This window comes from Kitasatospora sp. NPDC059648 (assembly GCF_042734825.1).
Lineage (GTDB): Bacteria > Actinomycetota > Actinomycetes > Streptomycetales > Streptomycetaceae > Kitasatospora.
This window is the reverse complement of sequence record NZ_JBHWDU010000082.1, coordinates 22070-38480: the sequence shown is the minus strand read 5'-3', so window position 1 is coordinate 38480 and position 16411 is coordinate 22070. Positions and strand designations below refer to the sequence as shown.

Sequence of the window (16411 nt, the reverse complement as noted above, 5' to 3'; positions counted from 1 at the left end):
GGTGACAAGGGTAAGGGAGTGCGCGGGCGCTTCCGGTCACGGTCGGTAGCCTTGCCCTGTGACAGACATGCAGGTGAACCCGTCCTTCCGGCTCGCGTACGTCCCGGGCGTGACCCCCGGCAAATGGGCCCGGGTCTGGGTCGAACGGCTCCCGGACGTCCCGCTCGACCTGGTCGCGGTGCCCTCCACCGAGGGCGAGCGGACGGTTCGCGAGGGCGGGGTGGACGCCGGACTGGTCCGGCTGCCGGTCGACAAGGACGTGCTGAGCGCGATCCCGCTGTACACCGAGACCACCGTGGTGGTCTTCCCCAAGGACCACTGGCTCGCCGCCGCCGAGGAGGTCGCCCTCGACGACCTCGCCGAGGAGGTGGTCTTCCACCCGCTGGACGACACCCTCGGCTTCACCGCCGACACCCTGCCCGGGCACCCGGCGATCGCCCGCCCGGACACCACGGCGGACGCGGTCGAGCTGGTGGCGGCCAACGTCGGCGTGCTGCTCGTCCCGCAGTCGCTGGCCCGGCTGCACCACCGCCGGGACCTCACCTACCGGCCGGTGGTGGAGGGGCCGCAGTCGCAGGTGGCGCTGTCCTGGCCGCAGGAGCGGACCACCGACCTGGTGGAGGAGTTCATCGGGATCGTCCGGGGGCGCACGGTCAACAGCTCGCGCGGCCGCGGGGCCGGGCAGGCGGCCGAGGCGCCGTCGAAGAGCCAGCCGAGGAAGGCGGCGTCGCCGCGCAAGCCCCAGCAGCAGAAGGCAGGCGGGCAGAAGGCGGGCGGCCAGAAGCCCGGCCCGCAGAAGGCCCGAGGCGGCCCCGCCGCGGCCCGGCGGGGCAAGCCCAAGCGGCGCTCGTAGCGGCACCGGAGAGTAGCGTCGGCCCCGTTCCGGAAGTCGCGACGGGAGGAGCGGGGCCGTGTGGCATGACCTGGTGGTCGTCCAGATTCCGATCGTGGAGAAGATCCTCCGGACGGTCGCCGTCTACGTGCTGATCCTGGTGCTGTTCCGGCTCGCCGGGAAGCGCGGACTGGCGGGGCTGAACACCTTCGACATGGTGGTGGTGTTCCTGCTCTCCAACGTGGTGCAGAACGCGATCATCGGCAACGACAACAGCCTGCTCGGCGGCGTGGTCGGCGCCGTCACCCTGGTCGCGGTGAACGCCGCCGTCACCCGCTGGCTGGCCCGCGACCCGCGCGCCGCCCGTGTCCTGGAGGGGGATCCCACCACGGTGGTCCGTGACGGCAAGCTGGTGCCCGGCGCGCTGCGCGAGCTGGCGCTGCGCCCGTCCGAGCTGGAGCACGCGATCCGGCTGCAGAACGGCGACAACGTCAGCGATGTCGCCCGGGCCCGCCTGGAGCCGGACGGCCAGCTCCTGGTCACCCTCAAGGCGGCCGAGCAGAGCGCCACCAAGGGCGACGTCGACGAGCTGCGGGAGCGCCTGGCGGCGATCGAGCACCTGCTGACCACCCTCGCCGCCGACCGCCGCCCCCCGCACTGACACCCCTCGGCGGCCCCGGCGTCGCTCAGCCCCCGCTGCCGGCGGGGGCGAGGGTGGCGCTGCGGCGGTGGCGGGCGGCGGTGGTGGCGGCCAGGGCGAAGCCGAGGGCGGCGGCGAGGAGGTGGCCGACGGTGGTGAACTCGGGAATGGGGCCGGGCCATTCGTGGTCGCCGGCGAGCGGCCAGGCGAGGACGAAGGCGCCCCAGGGCAGGCGGGCCCAGCGGGGGAGGGCGAGCACCGCGAAGGCCAGGGCGGCCTGGGCGCCGTAGCTGATGCCGTAGTCGGAGGCCCCCCGTACGTCGGCCGGGTACCAGCCCTGCTGGAGGGCGAGGAGGATCACCACGGCGGTGATCAGGGTGGCGCCGACGTGCCCGGCCAGGAACACCGCGGCGGCGCGGGGCGTGCCGTAGCGGCGCTCGGCCCAGGCGAGGCCGACGACGATGCCGAGACCGAGGGTGATCAGGGTGCCGCCGAAGCCGGTGGAGGCGATGTCGGTGAGCGTGCCGTCGTACAGCAGGGCGCTGCCGATCAGGGCGCGGACCGGGTGGTCGTGCAGGTTGTCCAGGTTGGTGCTGATGTAGCCGCGCAGGTCGTCGGCCTGCCGGCCGGACAGGCCGTACTCGACCCAGGCGTGTCCGAGCAGCAGCAGGGCGACGTAGACGAGCGTCAGCGGCGAGCGCCGCGGGTACGTGCGGAGGGCGCGCGGCAGCCCGGTGAGGAGCCGCAACGGGCTTCGAGCGTTCATGTGCTGATGGTGTCCCGGTCGAGCGGAGGGTCGGGCCGGCCCGGATGCGACCGCCCGTTCCGGGACAGTACCGAACCCCGGCGGACACCGGGCCGGTGAGTCCGTCAGCGGATGCGGCGGTTGAGCGTCGCCGTGAAGGAGCGGGGGGACAGCGAGGAACTGCGGTGGGGGCGGATGGGACGGCCCCGGGTGGGGGTGACGGTCCAGCGGGCGGCGATGCTGGCGAGTGCGAGGGCGGCTTCGGTGGTGCCGAAGGTGTCGCCGATGCAGCGGCGGGCGCCGAGGCCGAAGGGCGTGTAGGTGCCGGGGGCGGGGCGGGCGGTGGTGAGCCAGCGGTCGGGGTCGAAGCGGTCGGGGCAGGGGAAGAGGTCGGCGCGGCGGTGCAGCAGGTAGGGGCTGTAGAGGACGGTGGCGCCGGCCGGGAGGCGGTGGCCGCCGAGTTCGGTGTCGGCGGTGACGGTGCGGCTGAGGATCCAGGAGGGCGGGTAGAGCCGGAGGGTCTCGCTGACGATCCTGGCGGTGAGCGGCAGCGAGGCCAGGTCCTCGTGGCGGGCGGGGCGGCCGTCGAGGACGGTGTCGAGTTCGGTGTGCAGGCGCTCGCGGACGGCGGGGTTGGCGGCGAGCAGGGTCCAGGCCCAGGAGAGGGTGGCGGCGCTGGTCTCCATGCCGGCCAGCAGGAAGGTGACCACCTGGTCGTGGATCTCGCCGTCGGACAGGCCCCGTCCGTGCTCGTCGCGGGCGCTGAGCAGCACGGAGAGCAGGTCCTGGTGGTCGGTGCCGGCCGCTCGGTAGTCGGCGATCAGGAGCCGGGTGATCTCCCGCAGGTCCTGCCGGGCGCGTTTGAAGCGGCGGTTGCCGGGGGTGGGGATCCGGTCGGCGCCGGGCAGCGGCAGCATCATCCGGCGCGCGACGCCCCGGGTGACCACGTCCATGGAGTCGTGGACGGGCAGGGTGCCGGCCCGCTCGTGCGCGGCGAACAGGCAGCGGGCGGTCACGGCGGTGCTGAGGCGGTACATCGCGGCGGGTACGTCGACCACGTCGCCGTCGCGCCAGCGGGCGGTGGTGCCGGCGATCTCCTCGGCCATCATGGCGGCGTAGCCGGGCAGCCGGTCGCGGTGGAACGCGGGCTGGAGCATGCGGCGTTGGCGCCGGTGGGCGGCGGCGGGGCAGGTGGCGAGGCCGTTGCCGAAGGCCTCGCGGGCCTTCTCGATGATGATGCCGCCCTTGTCGTAGGTGCGGTCCTCGGTGAGCAGCCGGCGCACCAGGTCGGGGTGGCAGGCGACGTAGGCGTCGAGCGGGCCGAGCCGCAGCCGGACCAGGTCGCCGTGGGCGGCGAGGCGGGCCACGAAGTCCAGCGGGCTGCGGATGAAGGCGGGGGCGTGACCGAGCAGGGGGAGCGCGCCGGGCGCGGTGACCGAGGTGTACTGGGCGGTCGGGTGGTACTGGGTGGTCACGGGCGTCACCTCTGGGATGGGCCGGTTCATCGGGCGATCGTGATCTTTCCCCGCGTCCGGCGGCGAAACGGTGCGTGACCGGCGGGTGGGGTGAACGCGGGGGCGCGTGCCGAACGCCCTTGCGCCCCAAGACGGCTGACGGCTCGCCCGGGGCCGCCCGGCGCAGGGGTTTCCGGGGGCGGTGCCGCGCGCCTACACTGCGAAGCTCCGTACGATTACCGGCCGGTATACCCGCCGGTACGGCTACTTGGCACTACCGGTTGGGAGTTGGGATGGCCGACGAGCGGGCCCACGCGTTCACCGACGACGCCCTCGGCGCGCACGACGCGGTGGCGCTGGCCGCCCTGGTCCGGGCCGGCGAGGTCACCCCCCGGGAGCTCGTCGCGGCCGCCGCCGCCCGTGCCGCTCGGATAGACGGCGCGCTGCTGCCCGTCGCCCACGCCTCCTACGACCGCCCCCGGATCAGCCGGGAGGGCATCGGCGGGCCGCTCTGGGGCGTGCCGACCTACCTCAAGGACAACGTCGACCTGCGCGGCCTGCCCACCGGCATGGGCAGCGAGGCCTTCCGCGCCCGCCCGGCCCGCCGCAACGCACGCTTCACCGACCAGCTGCTGGCCACCGGCCTGGCGGTGCTCGGCAAGACCCGGCTGCCCGAGTTCGGCCTGAACGCCTCGACCGAGTTCGCCACCGCCCAGCCGGTGCGCAACCCGTGGAAGACCTCGCACTCGCCCGGCGCCTCCTCGGGCGGAGCGGCCGCCCTGGTGGCGGCCGGTGTGGTGCCGATCGCGCACGCCAATGACGGCGGCGGGTCGATCCGCATCCCGGCGGCCTGCTGCGGCCTGGTCGGCCTCAAGCCCACCCGCGGCCGGCTGGTGACCAACGCCCAGGGCGGCAAGCTGCCGATCGACCTGGTCACCGACGGGGTGGTGACCCGCTCGGTGCGCGACACCGCCGCCTTCTTCGCCGCCGCCGAACGCCACCACCGCAACCCGAAGCTGCCCCCGCTCGGCCTGGTCGAGGGCCCGGGGGAGCGCCGGCTGCGGATCGGACTGGTCGTCGACTCGCCGACCGCCAAGACCGACGAGGCGACCCGCCGGGCCGTCGAGGAGACCGCCGCCCGGCTGGAGGCGATGGGCCACCGGGTCGTGCCGACCACCCTGCCGTTCGGCGAGGAGTTCTCCAGGGACTTCCTCTCGTACTGGGGCTACATCGCCTGGATCATCGCGGTCACCGGCCGGCTGGTGCTCGACCCGAGCTTCCGAGCCGGGAGGCTGGACGGACTGACCACCGGGCTGCGCCGCAGGTTCCAGGCCGAGTTCCCGCGCACCCCGGGCGTGCTGCGGCGGCTGCGCCGGGCCGAGGCGGTGTACGCGGGGATCTTCCGCGAGCACGACGCGATCCTCTCCCCGGTCCTCGCCCACACCGCCCCGCCGATCGGGCACCTCAGCCCGAACGTCGCCTTCGACGAACTGGTCGAGCGACTGCTGCGCTACGTCGCCTTCACCCCGGTCAACAACGTGACCGGCGGCCCGGGCATCTCCCTGCCCGCCGGGGCGGCGCCGAGCGGGCTGCCGATCGGGGTGCACCTGTCGGCCGCCCACGGGCAGGAGCGGCTGCTGCTGGAGCTGGCCTTCGCCCTGGAGGCGGACCGGCCCTGGCGCCGGATCCAGGACTGAGCCGCCGTCTACCGGGAGTTGCGGGCGGCCACCGAGCGGGCCGCGTGCACCTCGTGGTGCAGCCGGGCCAGCGCGCAGTCCGGTGCCGGCGCGTCCGGGTCGGCCCCGGGCGGCGGTGCGCCGGCCCGCAGCGCCTCGGCCAGGTCGGTCAGCTCCCGGGTGACCGCGCGTACCTCGGCCGCGGTCGGCACCGGCGCCCCGTGCTCGATCCGCACCCGGGTGGCCGTGGTGGCGTCCACGATCCGCTCCACCGCGATCACCAGCGGCCACCACGCCTCGGCCCGGGCGCCGACCGGCGGTGGCTCGGTGAGTGCCCGCTGGAACTCGCTGCGCACCGCCGAGAGGTCCCGGTAGAGCCGCCGCCGGTAGCGGGCGCGGGCCGGCTCGTCCCGCCCCGGCCCGGTGGTGAAGGCCAGTGACACGTAGGTGGCGGTGTCCTGGACGGCGTCGGCCAGCCGGTCGACGATCCGGGTGTGCCAGGACTCCGGCCACAGCAGGTAGCCGGCCAGCAGCGCGATGCCGCAGCCGATCAGCGAGTCGTAGAGCCGGGGCGGCACCAGGTGGAAGCCCTGGTGGTTGAGCAGGTCGGAGAGCATCAGGATGACCGGGGTGATGGCCGCGGTCTGGAAGGCGTACCCCTTGACGGAGAGCACCGGGATGAGCATGGCGAGCACGGCCATCACGGGCACGTCCCACCAGCCGTGCGGCACCTCGGCCAGCACCGGGACGGCGATCAGCAGCCCGGCGGCTGTGCCGAGCGCGCGCAGCACCGCCCGGGAGAACACCGAGCCGAAGTCCGGTTTCAGCACGAAGGTGACGGTCAGCGCCACCCAGTAGGAGCGCGGGACGGCGATCGCCGACACCAGCACCTGGGCCAGCCCGATGCACAGCGCCAGCCGCAGCCCGTACCGCCAGGAGGCACCGGACAGCAGCAGCGCGCGGGTCGCCCGGCGGATCCGGACCTCCAGGACGGCGGGCCGGCCGAGCCGGTCGCCGGCCGCATACGGGTCGGGCGCGGCCTCGTGGACGCCGGAGGCGGCGTGCCCGATCGCCTCGGCCAGCGCCCGGGTGGAGGGGCCGCGCGCCTCGGGCAGCTCGGGCGGCGGGGCGGGGCCGGTGCGGCCCCGCTCGACGGCTTCGGCCAGTTCGCGGACGGCGGCCGGGTAGGCGGGCGACAGCGGACCGTACCCGGGCGGGCGCAGCTGGGCCGCGGACGCCCCCTCGACCACCGGGATCAGCGCGTTGAGCTGGGCGAGCAGGCGCACCAGGGTGGGGGAGCGGCCGTGCCGGCGGGCGCGGCGGGCGAGCAGCAGGTCGTAGGAGTGGTTGAGCGACTGGGTGAGCGTGCGGCGCCGGGCCTCGTAGCCCGGTGAGCCGGTGGCCTCCAGCAGGTCGGCGACCGCCCGGTAGGTGTCGGCGACCACGGCGCGCTCGGGGGTGCCGCCGCGCAGCGGCCAGGCGAGCAGGGTCAGGGTGAGCACCAGCAGACCGCCGAGCAGCAGCAGGGCGGGCGGCAGCCACCAGGGGGAGGGCAGTGGCAGCCCGGCCCCGACCACGGCGTTGAGCAGCAGGAGCAGACCGGAGACGGAGGCGACCGCGCCGATCGAGGAGATCATCCCGGAGACCAGCGCGACCAGGGTCAGCACGAGGACCGCCGTCCAGCCGGAGCCGTACACCTGGGTGCCGACCAGCACGCCGAGGGCGCCGAACAGCTGCGGCACGGCGATGTTGAACACCCGCATCCGGTAGGCGTCGGCGGTGTCCCCGATCACCCCGGACAACGCGCCCATCGACACCAGCGCGCCGTAGCCGGATCGGCCGGCGGCGGTGCCGACGGCGAGCGGGGCGGCGAGCGCCACCGAGGCGCGGGCCGCCGCGGCCCAGGGGATCGGCGCGTCCCGGGGCCGCAGGCTCTCGGTCAGCCAGCCGGGCGGGGTCGGCCGGCGGCGTGTCGGCCGGGTGCGTGCCACAGTCCCAACGTACGGCGGGCGGGCGGCGGTGGCCCGGCACGGCGGTGGCCGGCCGTGACGCCGGACAGGTTCAACGGCCCGGGGGGCCGTCGGGGTTCATCGTCTCCGCACTTATGTCAATTGCCGAACCATACCCGGCCTTTTGTCAGTCTCCGAAACATAAAGCGAACCCGCGGCAGCGCCGTGAACTGCGGGGTTTTCCCAATCGGTAACAAGCGGGAAAGGGTTGACACCATTAGTTGGTCTAGTCCAACGTATGGAGAGCGCGGTCCGGCAATGGCTGATGCGGGGTGAGTGGCCTTGCCGGCCGGGCGAGTTGGCCTCCTGACGTGGCGCACTGCGCCGCTCGGGGGTCGAGGCGAGAAGGAGCGCATGCGGACGGCCGTACGTCCGCGCGCCGAATTCCCCTTCCGGCCGCTGCCCGGCCGTCGGCTCGCCGTGCCCGCGACGGGCGTCCGAGGACGCGCTGCATCGACCACGAACCACGGAGTGACCGCCCATGCCGAGCCCTGACGAACACCCAGAGGAATATCTGTACCGGGCCGCCTCCGAGCGCCCCTACTTCAGCGCGGACACCGAGAGCTACCTCGCCCGGACCGCCCTGCGCGAACTGCGCAAGAAGCTCCCGTTGCGGGTGCTCTCCGAGGAGGACTTCGAGCACTGGCAGACCTACGGCTACGTCGTGGTGGAGCAGGCGATCCCGGCCGACGCCGCGCGGCGACTGCTCGACTTCACCTGGGAGTTCCAGGGCCTGTCGCCCGACCGCCCGCAGGACTGGTACCGCGAGCGCGAGTACCGCGACGAACTCGACCAGCACCTGCACATCTACGGCTTCGTCGAGGCCTACCACCACCAGCTCATCTGGGACAGCCGCCAGGCCCAGCGCGTCTACGACGCCTTCGTCGACGTGTGGGACTGCGAGGAGCTGTGGGTCACCCTCGACCGGCTCAACCTCAACCCGCCGAACGTGCGCAACCGCGACCGCGCCCTCATCGAACCCACCGACACGGGCTTCGACATCGAACTGCACTGGGACGTCGACACCACCCGGGGCATGCTGCCGCAGCGCGTCCAGGGCATCATCGCGCTCAACGACACCGCCCCCGACCACGGCGGCTTCCAGTGCGACCCGGAGCTGTTCCGCCGCTTCAACGAGTGGCAGGCCGCCCAGCCCGCCGACCGCGACCCGATCCGCCCGGCCGTCGACCGCGCCGAGTTCCCGGTGATCCGGCCCGAATTGAAGGCCGGCGACCTGCTGATCTGGAACGGGCTGCTCGCCCACGGCGTCGCCCCCAACACCTCCGAGGGCGGCGTGCGCTCGGTGCAGTACCTGTCCATGATGCCCGCCCTGGAGGAGGCCGAGCCACTGCGCCGCTCCCGGGTCGGATCCTGGCGCACCCTCGCCACCCCGGACTGGAACCGCACCCTGGTCGGCGACGCCGAGCGGCCGGAGGCGCTGCGCTACGGGCGGGCCGAACTGACCGAACTCGGCGAGAAGCTGCTCGGCCTGCGGTCCTGGACCGGGCGCGACTTCGAGCAGCTCGCGGGGGAGCGGTAGTGCGCGCCGTCTGCCTGGCCCTGCCCACCAACCGCGAGTGCGCGGACACCATCACCGCGGTCGGCGCCGAAGCCGCCCACGCCGCCCGGCGGTTCGGCGTCCGGGTGCACCTGCTGGTGCTCGACTCCGCCGACCCGGCGGCGCGCGCCCGGCACGCAGCCGCCGCCGCGCTGCCGCCCGCCGAGGGCGTGGTCGTCCACCACCTGGACGAGGACGCCCAACGCGCCTTCCTGCGCGGAACGATCGAGCGCTCCGGCCTCCCCGGGCCGGACAAGCTGCTCGACCTGATGCTGCCCGGCGCCGTCTCCTACGGTGCCTGCACCAACCGGGCCTTCCTGCTGGCCGCCGCGCTCGGCTGCACCTCGGTGCACCGCCGCGACTCCGACAGCCGCTACCAGTGGCACGACGGCGAACCGGTGTTCCCGATCGAGCACGAACTCGCCACCATCGGGCTCAAGGCCGCCGACGCGGCCGCCGCCGTCACCGAGCACACCCTCGACCCGGCGCACGCCGACAAGCCGGTCGCCCTGGTCGGCGGCTCCTTCATCGGTGAACTCTCCGTCGACCTCGGCGAGATCCGCGAACTCGACCCGGCGGTCTACCACGACGTGGTCGCACTCTGGGCGCCCACCGGGGCCACCGAGGAGGAGCGCCGGGAACTCGTCGCCGAGTCCTTCATCGGCGCCGGCACCGAGCCCTTCACCGCCGACCGCGCCGTGCTCGACCGCCCCGACATCTGGCGGATCGACATGTGCAACATCGCCCTCGACCGCGAGGTCTACGAGCGCGTCCCGCTGCCGCCCGCCACCGACACCATCGGCAGCGACTACTTCCTGCACCACCTGGTGCGCGACGCCACCCTGCCCGGTGTCACCCACAACCGCCACATCGTCAACTACTACACGCCGGAACGGCGCACCGGGGCCGGATTCACCGCCTACCAGGAGCGCTACGCCAAGTTCCTGCTCTCCATGCTCTACCTCCACCCGGTCTACGCCGAGATGGAGCGGGCCGGCGACGCCCTGCTCGACGAGCACCACCACGTCCGCCCCGGGGTGATCGCCGACTCCGCCCGCCGCAGCGCCGCGACGGACCGCGCGGAGAACCACCGGCGGCTCGCCGAACTCGACCGCTGCTACCGGCGACTGGGCGGGAAGTACGCCGAGTTCGCCGACCACCTGGCGCCCGCGAGGGCACGTCTGCTCGACGAGGCGCAGGCGGACATCGAGGACTTCGCCCTGCTGATCGACGCGTGGGGTCCGCTGGTGCGGGCGAGCAGGACCACCCCCGCCGACCGGCTGCCGCGATAGCCGCACCGGGAGTCCACACGTGATGAGACAGACCACCGAACCGCGCTCCGTCGAGCCCCGCCGCTCCGTCGAGCCCCGCCGACCCGCCGAACCGTGCCGCCCCGCCGAGGAGCGCCGACGGGCCGAGCACGGAAGGGGCGGCCACCGCGCCCCGACCGCCCAGGCCGCCGGGCACGTGGACACCGCGCCCCGCGAGGCACAGGACCCCACCGCCCTGCGTACCGCGCTCGCCGCCGCCACCGAGGACACCGTCATCTACGACCTGGACGGCATCGGCCGCCAGTACGCCGCTCTGCGCGCCGAACTGCCCGACGTCGCGGTCCGGTTCGCGATGAAGGCCTGCCCGGTCGACGAGGTGCTCGACCACCTCGCCCGGCTCGGCTCCGGCTTCGACGCGGCCGGCCCGCAGGAGATCGCCCAGGCGCTGCGCACCGGCGTCGCCCCCGGACTCGTCCACTACGGGAACACGATCAAGTCCGACCGCAACATCGCGGAGGCCTACCGGCTGGGCGTGCGCGACTTCGCCACCGACAGCCTGGAGGACGTCGCCGCGATCGCCGAACACGCCCCCGGTTCCCGGGTGTTCTGCCGCATCGCGACCACCGGCGAGGGCGCCCTGTGGGGCCTGAGCCACAAGTTCGGCTGCTCGCCCGAGGACGCCCTGCGGGTGCTCGGCGCCGCCCGAACCGCCGGGCTGGTGCCTTCCGGCCTGTCCGTCCACGTCGGCTCCCAGCAGATGACCGCCGAGGCCTGGGCCGCGGCGATCGACTCGCTGGCCGCCGTCCTGGAGGCGCTCAACCGGCGCGGCATCGTGCCGAACCGGATCAACCTCGGCGGCGGACTGCCCGCCCTCGGTGTGCTCGACCGGCGCGGCCGGCCGCTCGAACCACCGCTGGACAAGATGTTCACGGTGCTGCGCGAGGGCATGGAACGGCTGCGCGCCGTCAACGCCGCCCCGCTGGAGTTCCTGCTCGAACCCGGCCGCCACCTGGTCGCCGACCACGGCGCGATCCGCGCCCACGTCGCCCGGCTCACCTCCCGCCACCGGCTCGACGGCACCCGCGAGGACTGGCTCTACCTGAGCTGCGGCAAGTTCAACGGCCTGTACGAGATGGACCAGTTGCAGTACCGGCTGGAGTTCCCCTCCCATCCCGGCGGCCAGTTCGCCAACGCCGTGGTGGCCGGCCCGACCTGCGACAGCGACGACGCCTACGCCCAGGAGGGCGGCCCGGTACGGGTGCCGCGGGCGGTCGCCTCCGGTGACCCGGTGTGGATCCACTCCTGCGGCGCGTACGCGACCGCGTACGCCACCCGGGGGTTCAACGGCTTCGCTCCGCTGCCGCACACCTGCGTCGGCGGCTCCGGTCCCCAGGGAGCTGGCGCATGAGCGGAACCCGGATCAGGCCGCTCCGCGAGCACGACTGGCCGGACGTCATCGCGGCCGAGGAGCGTGCCTACGCCCCCAGCGGCCTCTCCGAGGGCGGCCCGGCGCTGCGCTCCCGGCACCGCGCCTCGCCGTCGACCTGCTTCGTGATGGAGGACGCCGACGGCTTCTGCGGCTACCTGCTCGCCCTGCCGTACCCGCTGTTCCGCTGCCCGGACCTCAGCCGGGCCGGGTCCGACGGCGCCGTGGGCGGGAACGGCGGGAGCAACCTGCACGCCCACGACCTGGTGATCGCCGAGCGGGCCCGCGGCCGAGGCCTCGCCGACCGGCTGCTGCTCCACCTGGAGCGGACCGGGCGGGAGGCCGGCTACCGGACCCTCTCGCTGGTCGCCGTGCGCGGCTCGCAGGTGCTGTGGTCCAGGCTCGGCTACCGCGCCCGGCCCGAGGTCGGGCTGCCCGCCAGTTACGGCACGGAGGCGGTCTACATGGCCAAACCCCTGGCACCGCCCTCGGCAGACACCGTCCCGTCCCCCTCCAGAGCCGAAGTGGGCTGATGCACATGTCCCCCGTACGCGACGAGTTCCGCCGCTCCCAACTGGCCGCCGGCGCACTGTTCTTCGCCCTCGGGTTCCAGTACGCGACCTGGGTGTCCCGGGTGCCCGCGCTCAAGGCCCGGCTCGACCTGGGCGAGGCCCAGATCGGGCTGCTGCTGATGACCTGCGGGATCGGCGCGGCGGTGTCCTTCCCGCTGGTCGCGGTGCTGATGCGGCGGCTCGGCTCCCGCCTGCTCTCGGTGCTGTCCGCGCTCGCCCTGGGCGTGATCCTGCTCGCGCTGTCAGTGGTGCCGAACTACCCGGTCACCCTGCTGGTGCTGTTCTGCGACGGCGTCGCGGTGGGCTGCCTGAACGTCGCGATGAACGCCCAGGGCGCCGCGCTGGAGGCCCGCTTCGAGCGCACCACGATGTCCAGACTGCACGCCACCTTCAGCGCGGGCTCGCTGCTGGCCGCCCTGCTGGCCTCCGGCGTCAACGCCTTCACCGGCGCCCTCGCCGTCCACTTCGGGCTGGCCGCACTGCTGCTGGCCGGGCTGGTGGCGGTCGCCCGGCCGGGCCTGCTGGCCGACGCGCCGCAGGAGGCCGCCTCCGCGGAGGAGCGGAAGAAGGAGCGCCGCGGCTTCGCCCTGCCCGCCGCGGCCACCCTCTGGATGGGCCTGGCGATGGTCTTCGGCACCGTCACCGAGGGCGCGATGAACGACTGGTCGGCGCTCTACCTCAAGGACGTGGCGCACGCCGGCGCCGGACTCGCCCCGATGGGCATCGCCGTGGTCTCGGTGACGATGGTCTGCGCCCGGATCTTCGCCGACGGCTGGCGCACCCGGCTCGGCGACGGCCGGATCGTCCGCACCGGCAGCCTGCTGGCCGGCCTCGGCCTCGCCCTGGCCCTGCTGGCGGGCGGCGTGGTGCCGACTCTGCTCGGCTTCGCCTGCGTCGGCCTCGGCATCGCGGCCGTCACCCCGTGCGTCTACGTCGCCGCCGCCCGCCAGGGCTCCGACGCCCTCTCCCTGGTCGCCGCCATGGGCACCACGGGCCTGCTGGCCGGCCCTGCCGTGATCGGCTTCGTCGCCGGCGGCACCAGCCTGGTCTGGGGCATGGCCGCCGTCGCCGCCTCCGCCGCCGTGGTCTCCCTCTGCGCCACCCGCATCAGCTGGCCCCGCCCCCAGGCCGCGCCCTCGGCGCAGCTCGCCCCCGAGGCCGGTTGACCACTCCCCTCAGTCCTCGCCCGGTTCGTCCGCGTCCCCCGTGGCGGCGAGCCGGGCGAGCCTGTTCCGCAGGGCGGTCAACCGGGCGATCTCGGCGTCGAGCGCGGCGAGCCGGGCGGACACCACGGGGGCGAAGGTCTCCGGCCCGGAGTCCGCCGAGCAGCAGCGGCGGGGCGGGTCCTCGTCCAGCAGGTCGAACCGGTGCGCCCGGCTGACCAGGTCGTCCACCGTCAGTCCCGCGGAGAGCAGTCGGCGGATCGCCCGGACCCTGGCGACCTCGCCGGGGCCGTACTCGCGCTGGCCGGAGGGGGTGCGGGTCGGCGGGGGCAGCAGGCCGCGCTGCTCGTAGAAGCGCATGGCCCTGGGGGTGGTGCCCGCCGCGGCCGCAGCGTCGCCGATCCGCATCGCGCCTCCTCGGTGCTCAGAGCTCCACGACGGTCGCTCCGAAGGTGTCTCCGGTGAACAGCTTGACCAACGCGTGGGGCGCCCGATCGATGCCCGCGACCGAGGTCCACGGGAAGGTGAGCTCCCCGGCGCGCAGCCAGCCGCCGAGCCGCTCGCGCCATTCGTCCTCCAGACCCGGGTGGTCGGCGCCGGTGAAGCCGCGCAGGGTCAGGCCCAGCGTGCAGACCCGGTAGCTGTCGATGACGGCGGGCGCGTGGCCGCCCGACGTCGCCGGGTCCAGCTGCCCGGCCAGGGCGCCGACCACGGCGATCCGGGCGCCGAGCCGGGCCGCGTCGACGGCGGCGGTCAACTGCTCGCCGCCGACCAGGTCCAGCACCAGGTCGACGCCCTCCGGCGCGGCCTCGGCCAGTTGCTCGGCGAACGGCCGCTCGCCGGGCACCAGGACGGCGTCGAAGCCGAGTTCGGCGGTGAGGCGCTTCGCCTTGGCGGGCGAGCGGGTGGTGCCGATCACCCGGGCGGCGCCGAGCAGGCGGGCGATCTGCCCGGTCATGCTGCCGACCGCGCCCGCCGCGCCGGTCACCAGCACCACGTCCCCGGGCCGCAGTCCGGCGGTTCGGGTCAGGCCGCCGTACCCGGCCGAGGCGATCGACAGCAGCGCCGTCGGGTCCGGGAAGTCCGCCGGGACGGGCGTGAACTGCGCAGCGTCGCCGACCAGTCGGTCCCGCCAGCCGGACAGGTGGGTGACCAGGTCCCCGGGGCGCAGCGGCCCGCCGCCCGGGGCGGCCAGCACTTCGCCGAGGGCGGGCCCCCACAGTGCGTCGCCGGGCTTGAGGTGGGGGGCGGGCAGGCCGGTGCCCCCGCCGCCGATCAGGGTGCGCAGGCCGGGGAAGGCCAGGAAGGCCCGGTTGCGGACCAGTACCTCGCCCGGCCCGGGCGCGGGCAGCGGCTCCTCGGCGACGGTGAAGTCCTCGGGCGTGGGCAGTCCGTGCGGCCGGGTGGCCAGTCGGACGACGCGGGCGCTGGTGGGCAGGGCCATGGCGGCGCTCCTCGGGAAAGGGGAGGGGGTGCGGCGGTCGGGCCGCCGCGGGACGCCCGGACGCTAACCCCTGACGCGCGCGTCAGGGGCAAGCCCTGCCCGGGCGACGGTGTCTGACGGTGCGTGGCGGATCGCGGTCTTCTAGAGTCGCCTGCGCTACGACCGTGCGACCGCGTGTGAGTGGGAAGAGAGCAGCATGACCGAGCAGGCCCCCGAGCCCTTCGAGCCCGTCGACGAGGACTGGCAGACCGCGGTGGCGATCGTCGCCCACCCCGACGACATGGAGTACGGCGGCGCGGCGGCCGTCGCCCGCTGGACCGCCCAGGGCAAGACGGTGGTCTACGTGATGGTCACCAGCGGCGAGGCCGGCATCGACACGGTGGGCCCCGAGGAGTGCGGGCCGCTGCGCGAGGCCGAGCAGATCGCCTCGGCCCGCGTCGTCGGGGTGGAGACCGTCGAGTTCCTCGGCTACCGGGACGGCGTGGTCGAGTACGGGCTGCCGCTGCGCCGCGACATCGCCCGGGTGGTGCGCCGGCACCGCCCGGACATCGTGATCACCAGCAATTTCCGGGAGACCTACGGCGGGGTGTTCCTCAACCAGGCCGACCACATCGCCGTCGGCCGGGCCGCCCTGGACGGCGTGCGCGACGCAGGGAACCGCTGGGTGTTCCGCGAGCTGCTGGACGAGGGCCACGAGCCCTGGAACGGCGTCCGCCAGATCTGGGCGGTGTCCTCGCCGCAGGCCCGGCACGCGGTGGACACCACCGGGACCTTCGACCTGGGCGTCGCCTCGCTGGAGGAGCACAAGGCGTACCTGGCCGGGCTGGGCGGGGCGATGGCGGACGCCCGGGAGTTCCTGGAGGGTTTCGGCCGGGGTGCGGGCACCCGGCTGGGGACGCGCTTCGCGGTGCCGTTCGAGGTGTTCCCGCTGCGTTAACCGCCGTCGGGGGAGCTTTCGGACTCGTCGTCGGCGTCGGTGCCCTCGCGGCGCCGGCGGCGCAGCACCTGCCGCAGCAGCAACGCGGCGAGCACCACCCCGAGCCCGACCGCGAACCACAGCTGGTAGCGGATCGCCGTCCGGTACACGGTGCCGATGTTGGCCCCGGCGACGTACCCGAAGGTGCCCCAGACGGCCGTCCACAGCACGGCGCCGAGCAGGTTGAAGACCGCGAACCGGCGCCAGGGCATCTCGGTGGTCCCGGCGATGATGCCGTTGTACTGGCGCAGCCCGTCCACGAAGCGGGCGACGAGGACCACCTTGCCGCCGTGGCGGGCGAAGAAGCCGTCCGCGCGTTCCATCCGGGCCGGGGTGAGCAGGACGTAGCGGCCCCAGCGGTGGACGAAGGCGCGGCCCCCGGTGTGCCCGATCAGGTAGCCGAGAGCGTTGCCGACGGTCGCGGCGGCGACCGCGATCAGCAGGACGGCGGCGAAGTCCAGGTGACCGGTGCCGGCGTACACCGAGGCGAGCACCAGGACGGTCTGCCCGGGCACCGGGATGCCGCAGTTGTCCAGCAGCACGAGCAGCGCCACCGCGAGGTACCCGTAGTGGTCCAGCAGTGGCGCGAGCCCGGCGAGCGCCCCGGGCAGCGGAGGTGCGGGTGCGGCCACCGCTCCTCACCAC

15 protein-coding genes are annotated in these 16411 nt (G+C 74.5%); 9 read left to right on the top strand and 6 right to left on the bottom strand.

All coding sequences use genetic code 11. The features are described 5' to 3' along the window. Window positions 1-58 precede the first annotated feature (58 nt). Together ACFV1W_RS32675 and ACFV1W_RS32670 are read left to right on the top strand one after the other, a co-directional pair. Complete coding sequence (locus ACFV1W_RS32675; RefSeq protein ID WP_380420874.1) at window positions 59-853, top strand: LysR family substrate-binding domain-containing protein; 795 nt, start codon at window positions 59-61, stop codon at window positions 851-853. A gap of 58 nt (window positions 854-911) precedes the next feature. Next, window positions 912-1493 carry a DUF421 domain-containing protein gene (locus ACFV1W_RS32670; RefSeq protein ID WP_380420873.1) on the top strand — a complete coding sequence of 194 codons (582 nt, stop codon included), beginning with the start codon at window positions 912-914 and terminating at the stop codon, window positions 1491-1493. Window positions 1494-1518: 25 nt separating this feature from the next. On the opposite strand, the gene ACFV1W_RS32665 is transcribed toward ACFV1W_RS32670, so the two are convergent. Continuing rightward, window positions 1519-2238 (bottom strand): rhomboid-like protein, encoded by a 720-nt coding sequence (locus ACFV1W_RS32665; RefSeq protein ID WP_380420872.1) that lies wholly within the window; start codon window positions 2236-2238, stop codon window positions 1519-1521. A gap of 104 nt (window positions 2239-2342) precedes the next feature. Next, window positions 2343-3692 carry a cytochrome P450 gene (locus ACFV1W_RS32660; RefSeq protein WP_380420871.1) on the bottom strand — a complete coding sequence of 450 codons (1350 nt, stop codon included), beginning with the start codon at window positions 3690-3692 and terminating at the stop codon, window positions 2343-2345. Between the two features lie 272 nt (window positions 3693-3964). Here ACFV1W_RS32660 and ACFV1W_RS32655 point away from each other — a divergent pair, with 272 nt between their 5' ends. Beyond that, the gene (locus ACFV1W_RS32655; RefSeq protein WP_380420870.1) at window positions 3965-5368 is read left to right on the top strand and encodes an amidase; all 1404 of its coding nucleotides are present in this window, start codon (window positions 3965-3967) and stop codon (window positions 5366-5368) included. Between the two features lie 8 nt (window positions 5369-5376). Here ACFV1W_RS32655 and ACFV1W_RS32650 read toward each other — a convergent pair whose 3' ends face one another. Next, on the bottom strand, window positions 5377-7338 hold the full coding sequence (locus ACFV1W_RS32650; RefSeq protein WP_380420869.1) for an FUSC family protein: 1962 nt from the start codon (window positions 7336-7338) through the stop codon (window positions 5377-5379). 499 nt (window positions 7339-7837) lie between these two features. Here ACFV1W_RS32650 and ACFV1W_RS32645 point away from each other — a divergent pair, with 499 nt between their 5' ends. Genes ACFV1W_RS32645 through ACFV1W_RS32625 form a run of 5 tightly spaced genes read left to right on the top strand, consistent with a single transcriptional unit; the run spans window position 7838 to window position 13349 of the window. After that, entirely contained in the window at window positions 7838-8896 is a 1059-nt protein-coding gene (locus tag ACFV1W_RS32645; protein WP_380420868.1) for a phytanoyl-CoA dioxygenase family protein, read from the top strand. Next, entirely contained in the window at window positions 8896-10206 is a 1311-nt protein-coding gene (locus ACFV1W_RS32640) for a DUF6271 family protein (protein ID WP_380420867.1), read from the top strand. The genes ACFV1W_RS32645 and ACFV1W_RS32640 overlap by 1 nt, the downstream gene beginning before the upstream one ends. 22 nt (window positions 10207-10228) lie before the next feature. Beyond that, a complete protein-coding gene (locus ACFV1W_RS32635; RefSeq protein WP_380420866.1) occupies window positions 10229-11593 on the top strand; it encodes a type III PLP-dependent enzyme in 1365 nt (454 codons plus the stop codon). Then, window positions 11590-12144: a GNAT family N-acetyltransferase gene (locus tag ACFV1W_RS32630; RefSeq protein ID WP_380420865.1), complete on the top strand. Its 555-nt coding sequence runs from the start codon at window positions 11590-11592 to the stop codon at window positions 12142-12144. Before ACFV1W_RS32635 ends, ACFV1W_RS32630 begins: the two co-directional genes overlap by 4 nt. Before the next feature lie 5 nt (window positions 12145-12149). After that, window positions 12150-13349 (top strand): MFS transporter, encoded by a 1200-nt coding sequence (locus ACFV1W_RS32625; RefSeq protein WP_380420864.1) that lies wholly within the window; start codon window positions 12150-12152, stop codon window positions 13347-13349. 9 nt (window positions 13350-13358) lie between these two features. Here the strand turns inward: ACFV1W_RS32625 and ACFV1W_RS32620 are convergent, their stop codons facing one another. Together ACFV1W_RS32620 and ACFV1W_RS32615 are read right to left on the bottom strand one after the other, a co-directional pair. Continuing rightward, window positions 13359-13754, bottom strand: coding sequence for a MerR family transcriptional regulator (locus tag ACFV1W_RS32620; protein WP_380420863.1), 396 nt, complete (start codon window positions 13752-13754; stop codon window positions 13359-13361). A 16-nt stretch (window positions 13755-13770) separates the two neighbouring features. After that, window positions 13771-14790 carry a zinc-binding dehydrogenase gene (locus ACFV1W_RS32615; protein WP_380420862.1) on the bottom strand — a complete coding sequence of 340 codons (1020 nt, stop codon included), beginning with the start codon at window positions 14788-14790 and terminating at the stop codon, window positions 13771-13773. A gap of 196 nt (window positions 14791-14986) precedes the next feature. Between ACFV1W_RS32615 and ACFV1W_RS32610 the strand changes: the two genes are divergently transcribed. Next, window positions 14987-15727: a PIG-L deacetylase family protein gene (locus tag ACFV1W_RS32610; RefSeq protein ID WP_380420861.1), complete on the top strand. Its 741-nt coding sequence runs from the start codon at window positions 14987-14989 to the stop codon at window positions 15725-15727. On the opposite strand, the gene ACFV1W_RS32605 is transcribed toward ACFV1W_RS32610, so the two are convergent. Continuing rightward, a complete protein-coding gene (locus tag ACFV1W_RS32605) occupies window positions 15724-16398 on the bottom strand; it encodes a DedA family protein (RefSeq protein ID WP_380420860.1) in 675 nt (224 codons plus the stop codon). The two genes, ACFV1W_RS32610 and ACFV1W_RS32605, sit on opposite strands and share 4 nt — an antisense overlap. Window positions 16399-16411 lie beyond the last annotated feature (13 nt).

What these genes read in the sequence shown, in the direction of transcription:
- ACFV1W_RS32665 (WP_380420872.1), bottom strand. Translation starts at nt 2,238, where the DNA reads ATGAACGCTCGAAGCCCGTTGCGGCTCCTCACCGGGCTGCCGCGCGCC.
- ACFV1W_RS32655 (WP_380420870.1), top strand. Translation starts at nt 3,965, where the DNA reads ATGGCCGACGAGCGGGCCCACGCGTTCACCGACGACGCCCTCGGCGCG.
- ACFV1W_RS32645 (WP_380420868.1), top strand. Translation starts at nt 7,838, where the DNA reads ATGCCGAGCCCTGACGAACACCCAGAGGAATATCTGTACCGGGCCGCC.
- ACFV1W_RS32635 (WP_380420866.1), top strand. Translation starts at nt 10,229, where the DNA reads ATGAGACAGACCACCGAACCGCGCTCCGTCGAGCCCCGCCGCTCCGTC.
- ACFV1W_RS32630 (WP_380420865.1), top strand. Translation starts at nt 11,590, where the DNA reads ATGAGCGGAACCCGGATCAGGCCGCTCCGCGAGCACGACTGGCCGGAC.
- ACFV1W_RS32625 (WP_380420864.1), top strand. Translation starts at nt 12,150, where the DNA reads ATGTCCCCCGTACGCGACGAGTTCCGCCGCTCCCAACTGGCCGCCGGC.
- ACFV1W_RS32620 (WP_380420863.1), bottom strand. Translation starts at nt 13,754, where the DNA reads ATGCGGATCGGCGACGCTGCGGCCGCGGCGGGCACCACCCCCAGGGCC.
- ACFV1W_RS32615 (WP_380420862.1), bottom strand. Translation starts at nt 14,790, where the DNA reads ATGGCCCTGCCCACCAGCGCCCGCGTCGTCCGACTGGCCACCCGGCCG.
- ACFV1W_RS32610 (WP_380420861.1), top strand. Translation starts at nt 14,987, where the DNA reads ATGACCGAGCAGGCCCCCGAGCCCTTCGAGCCCGTCGACGAGGACTGG.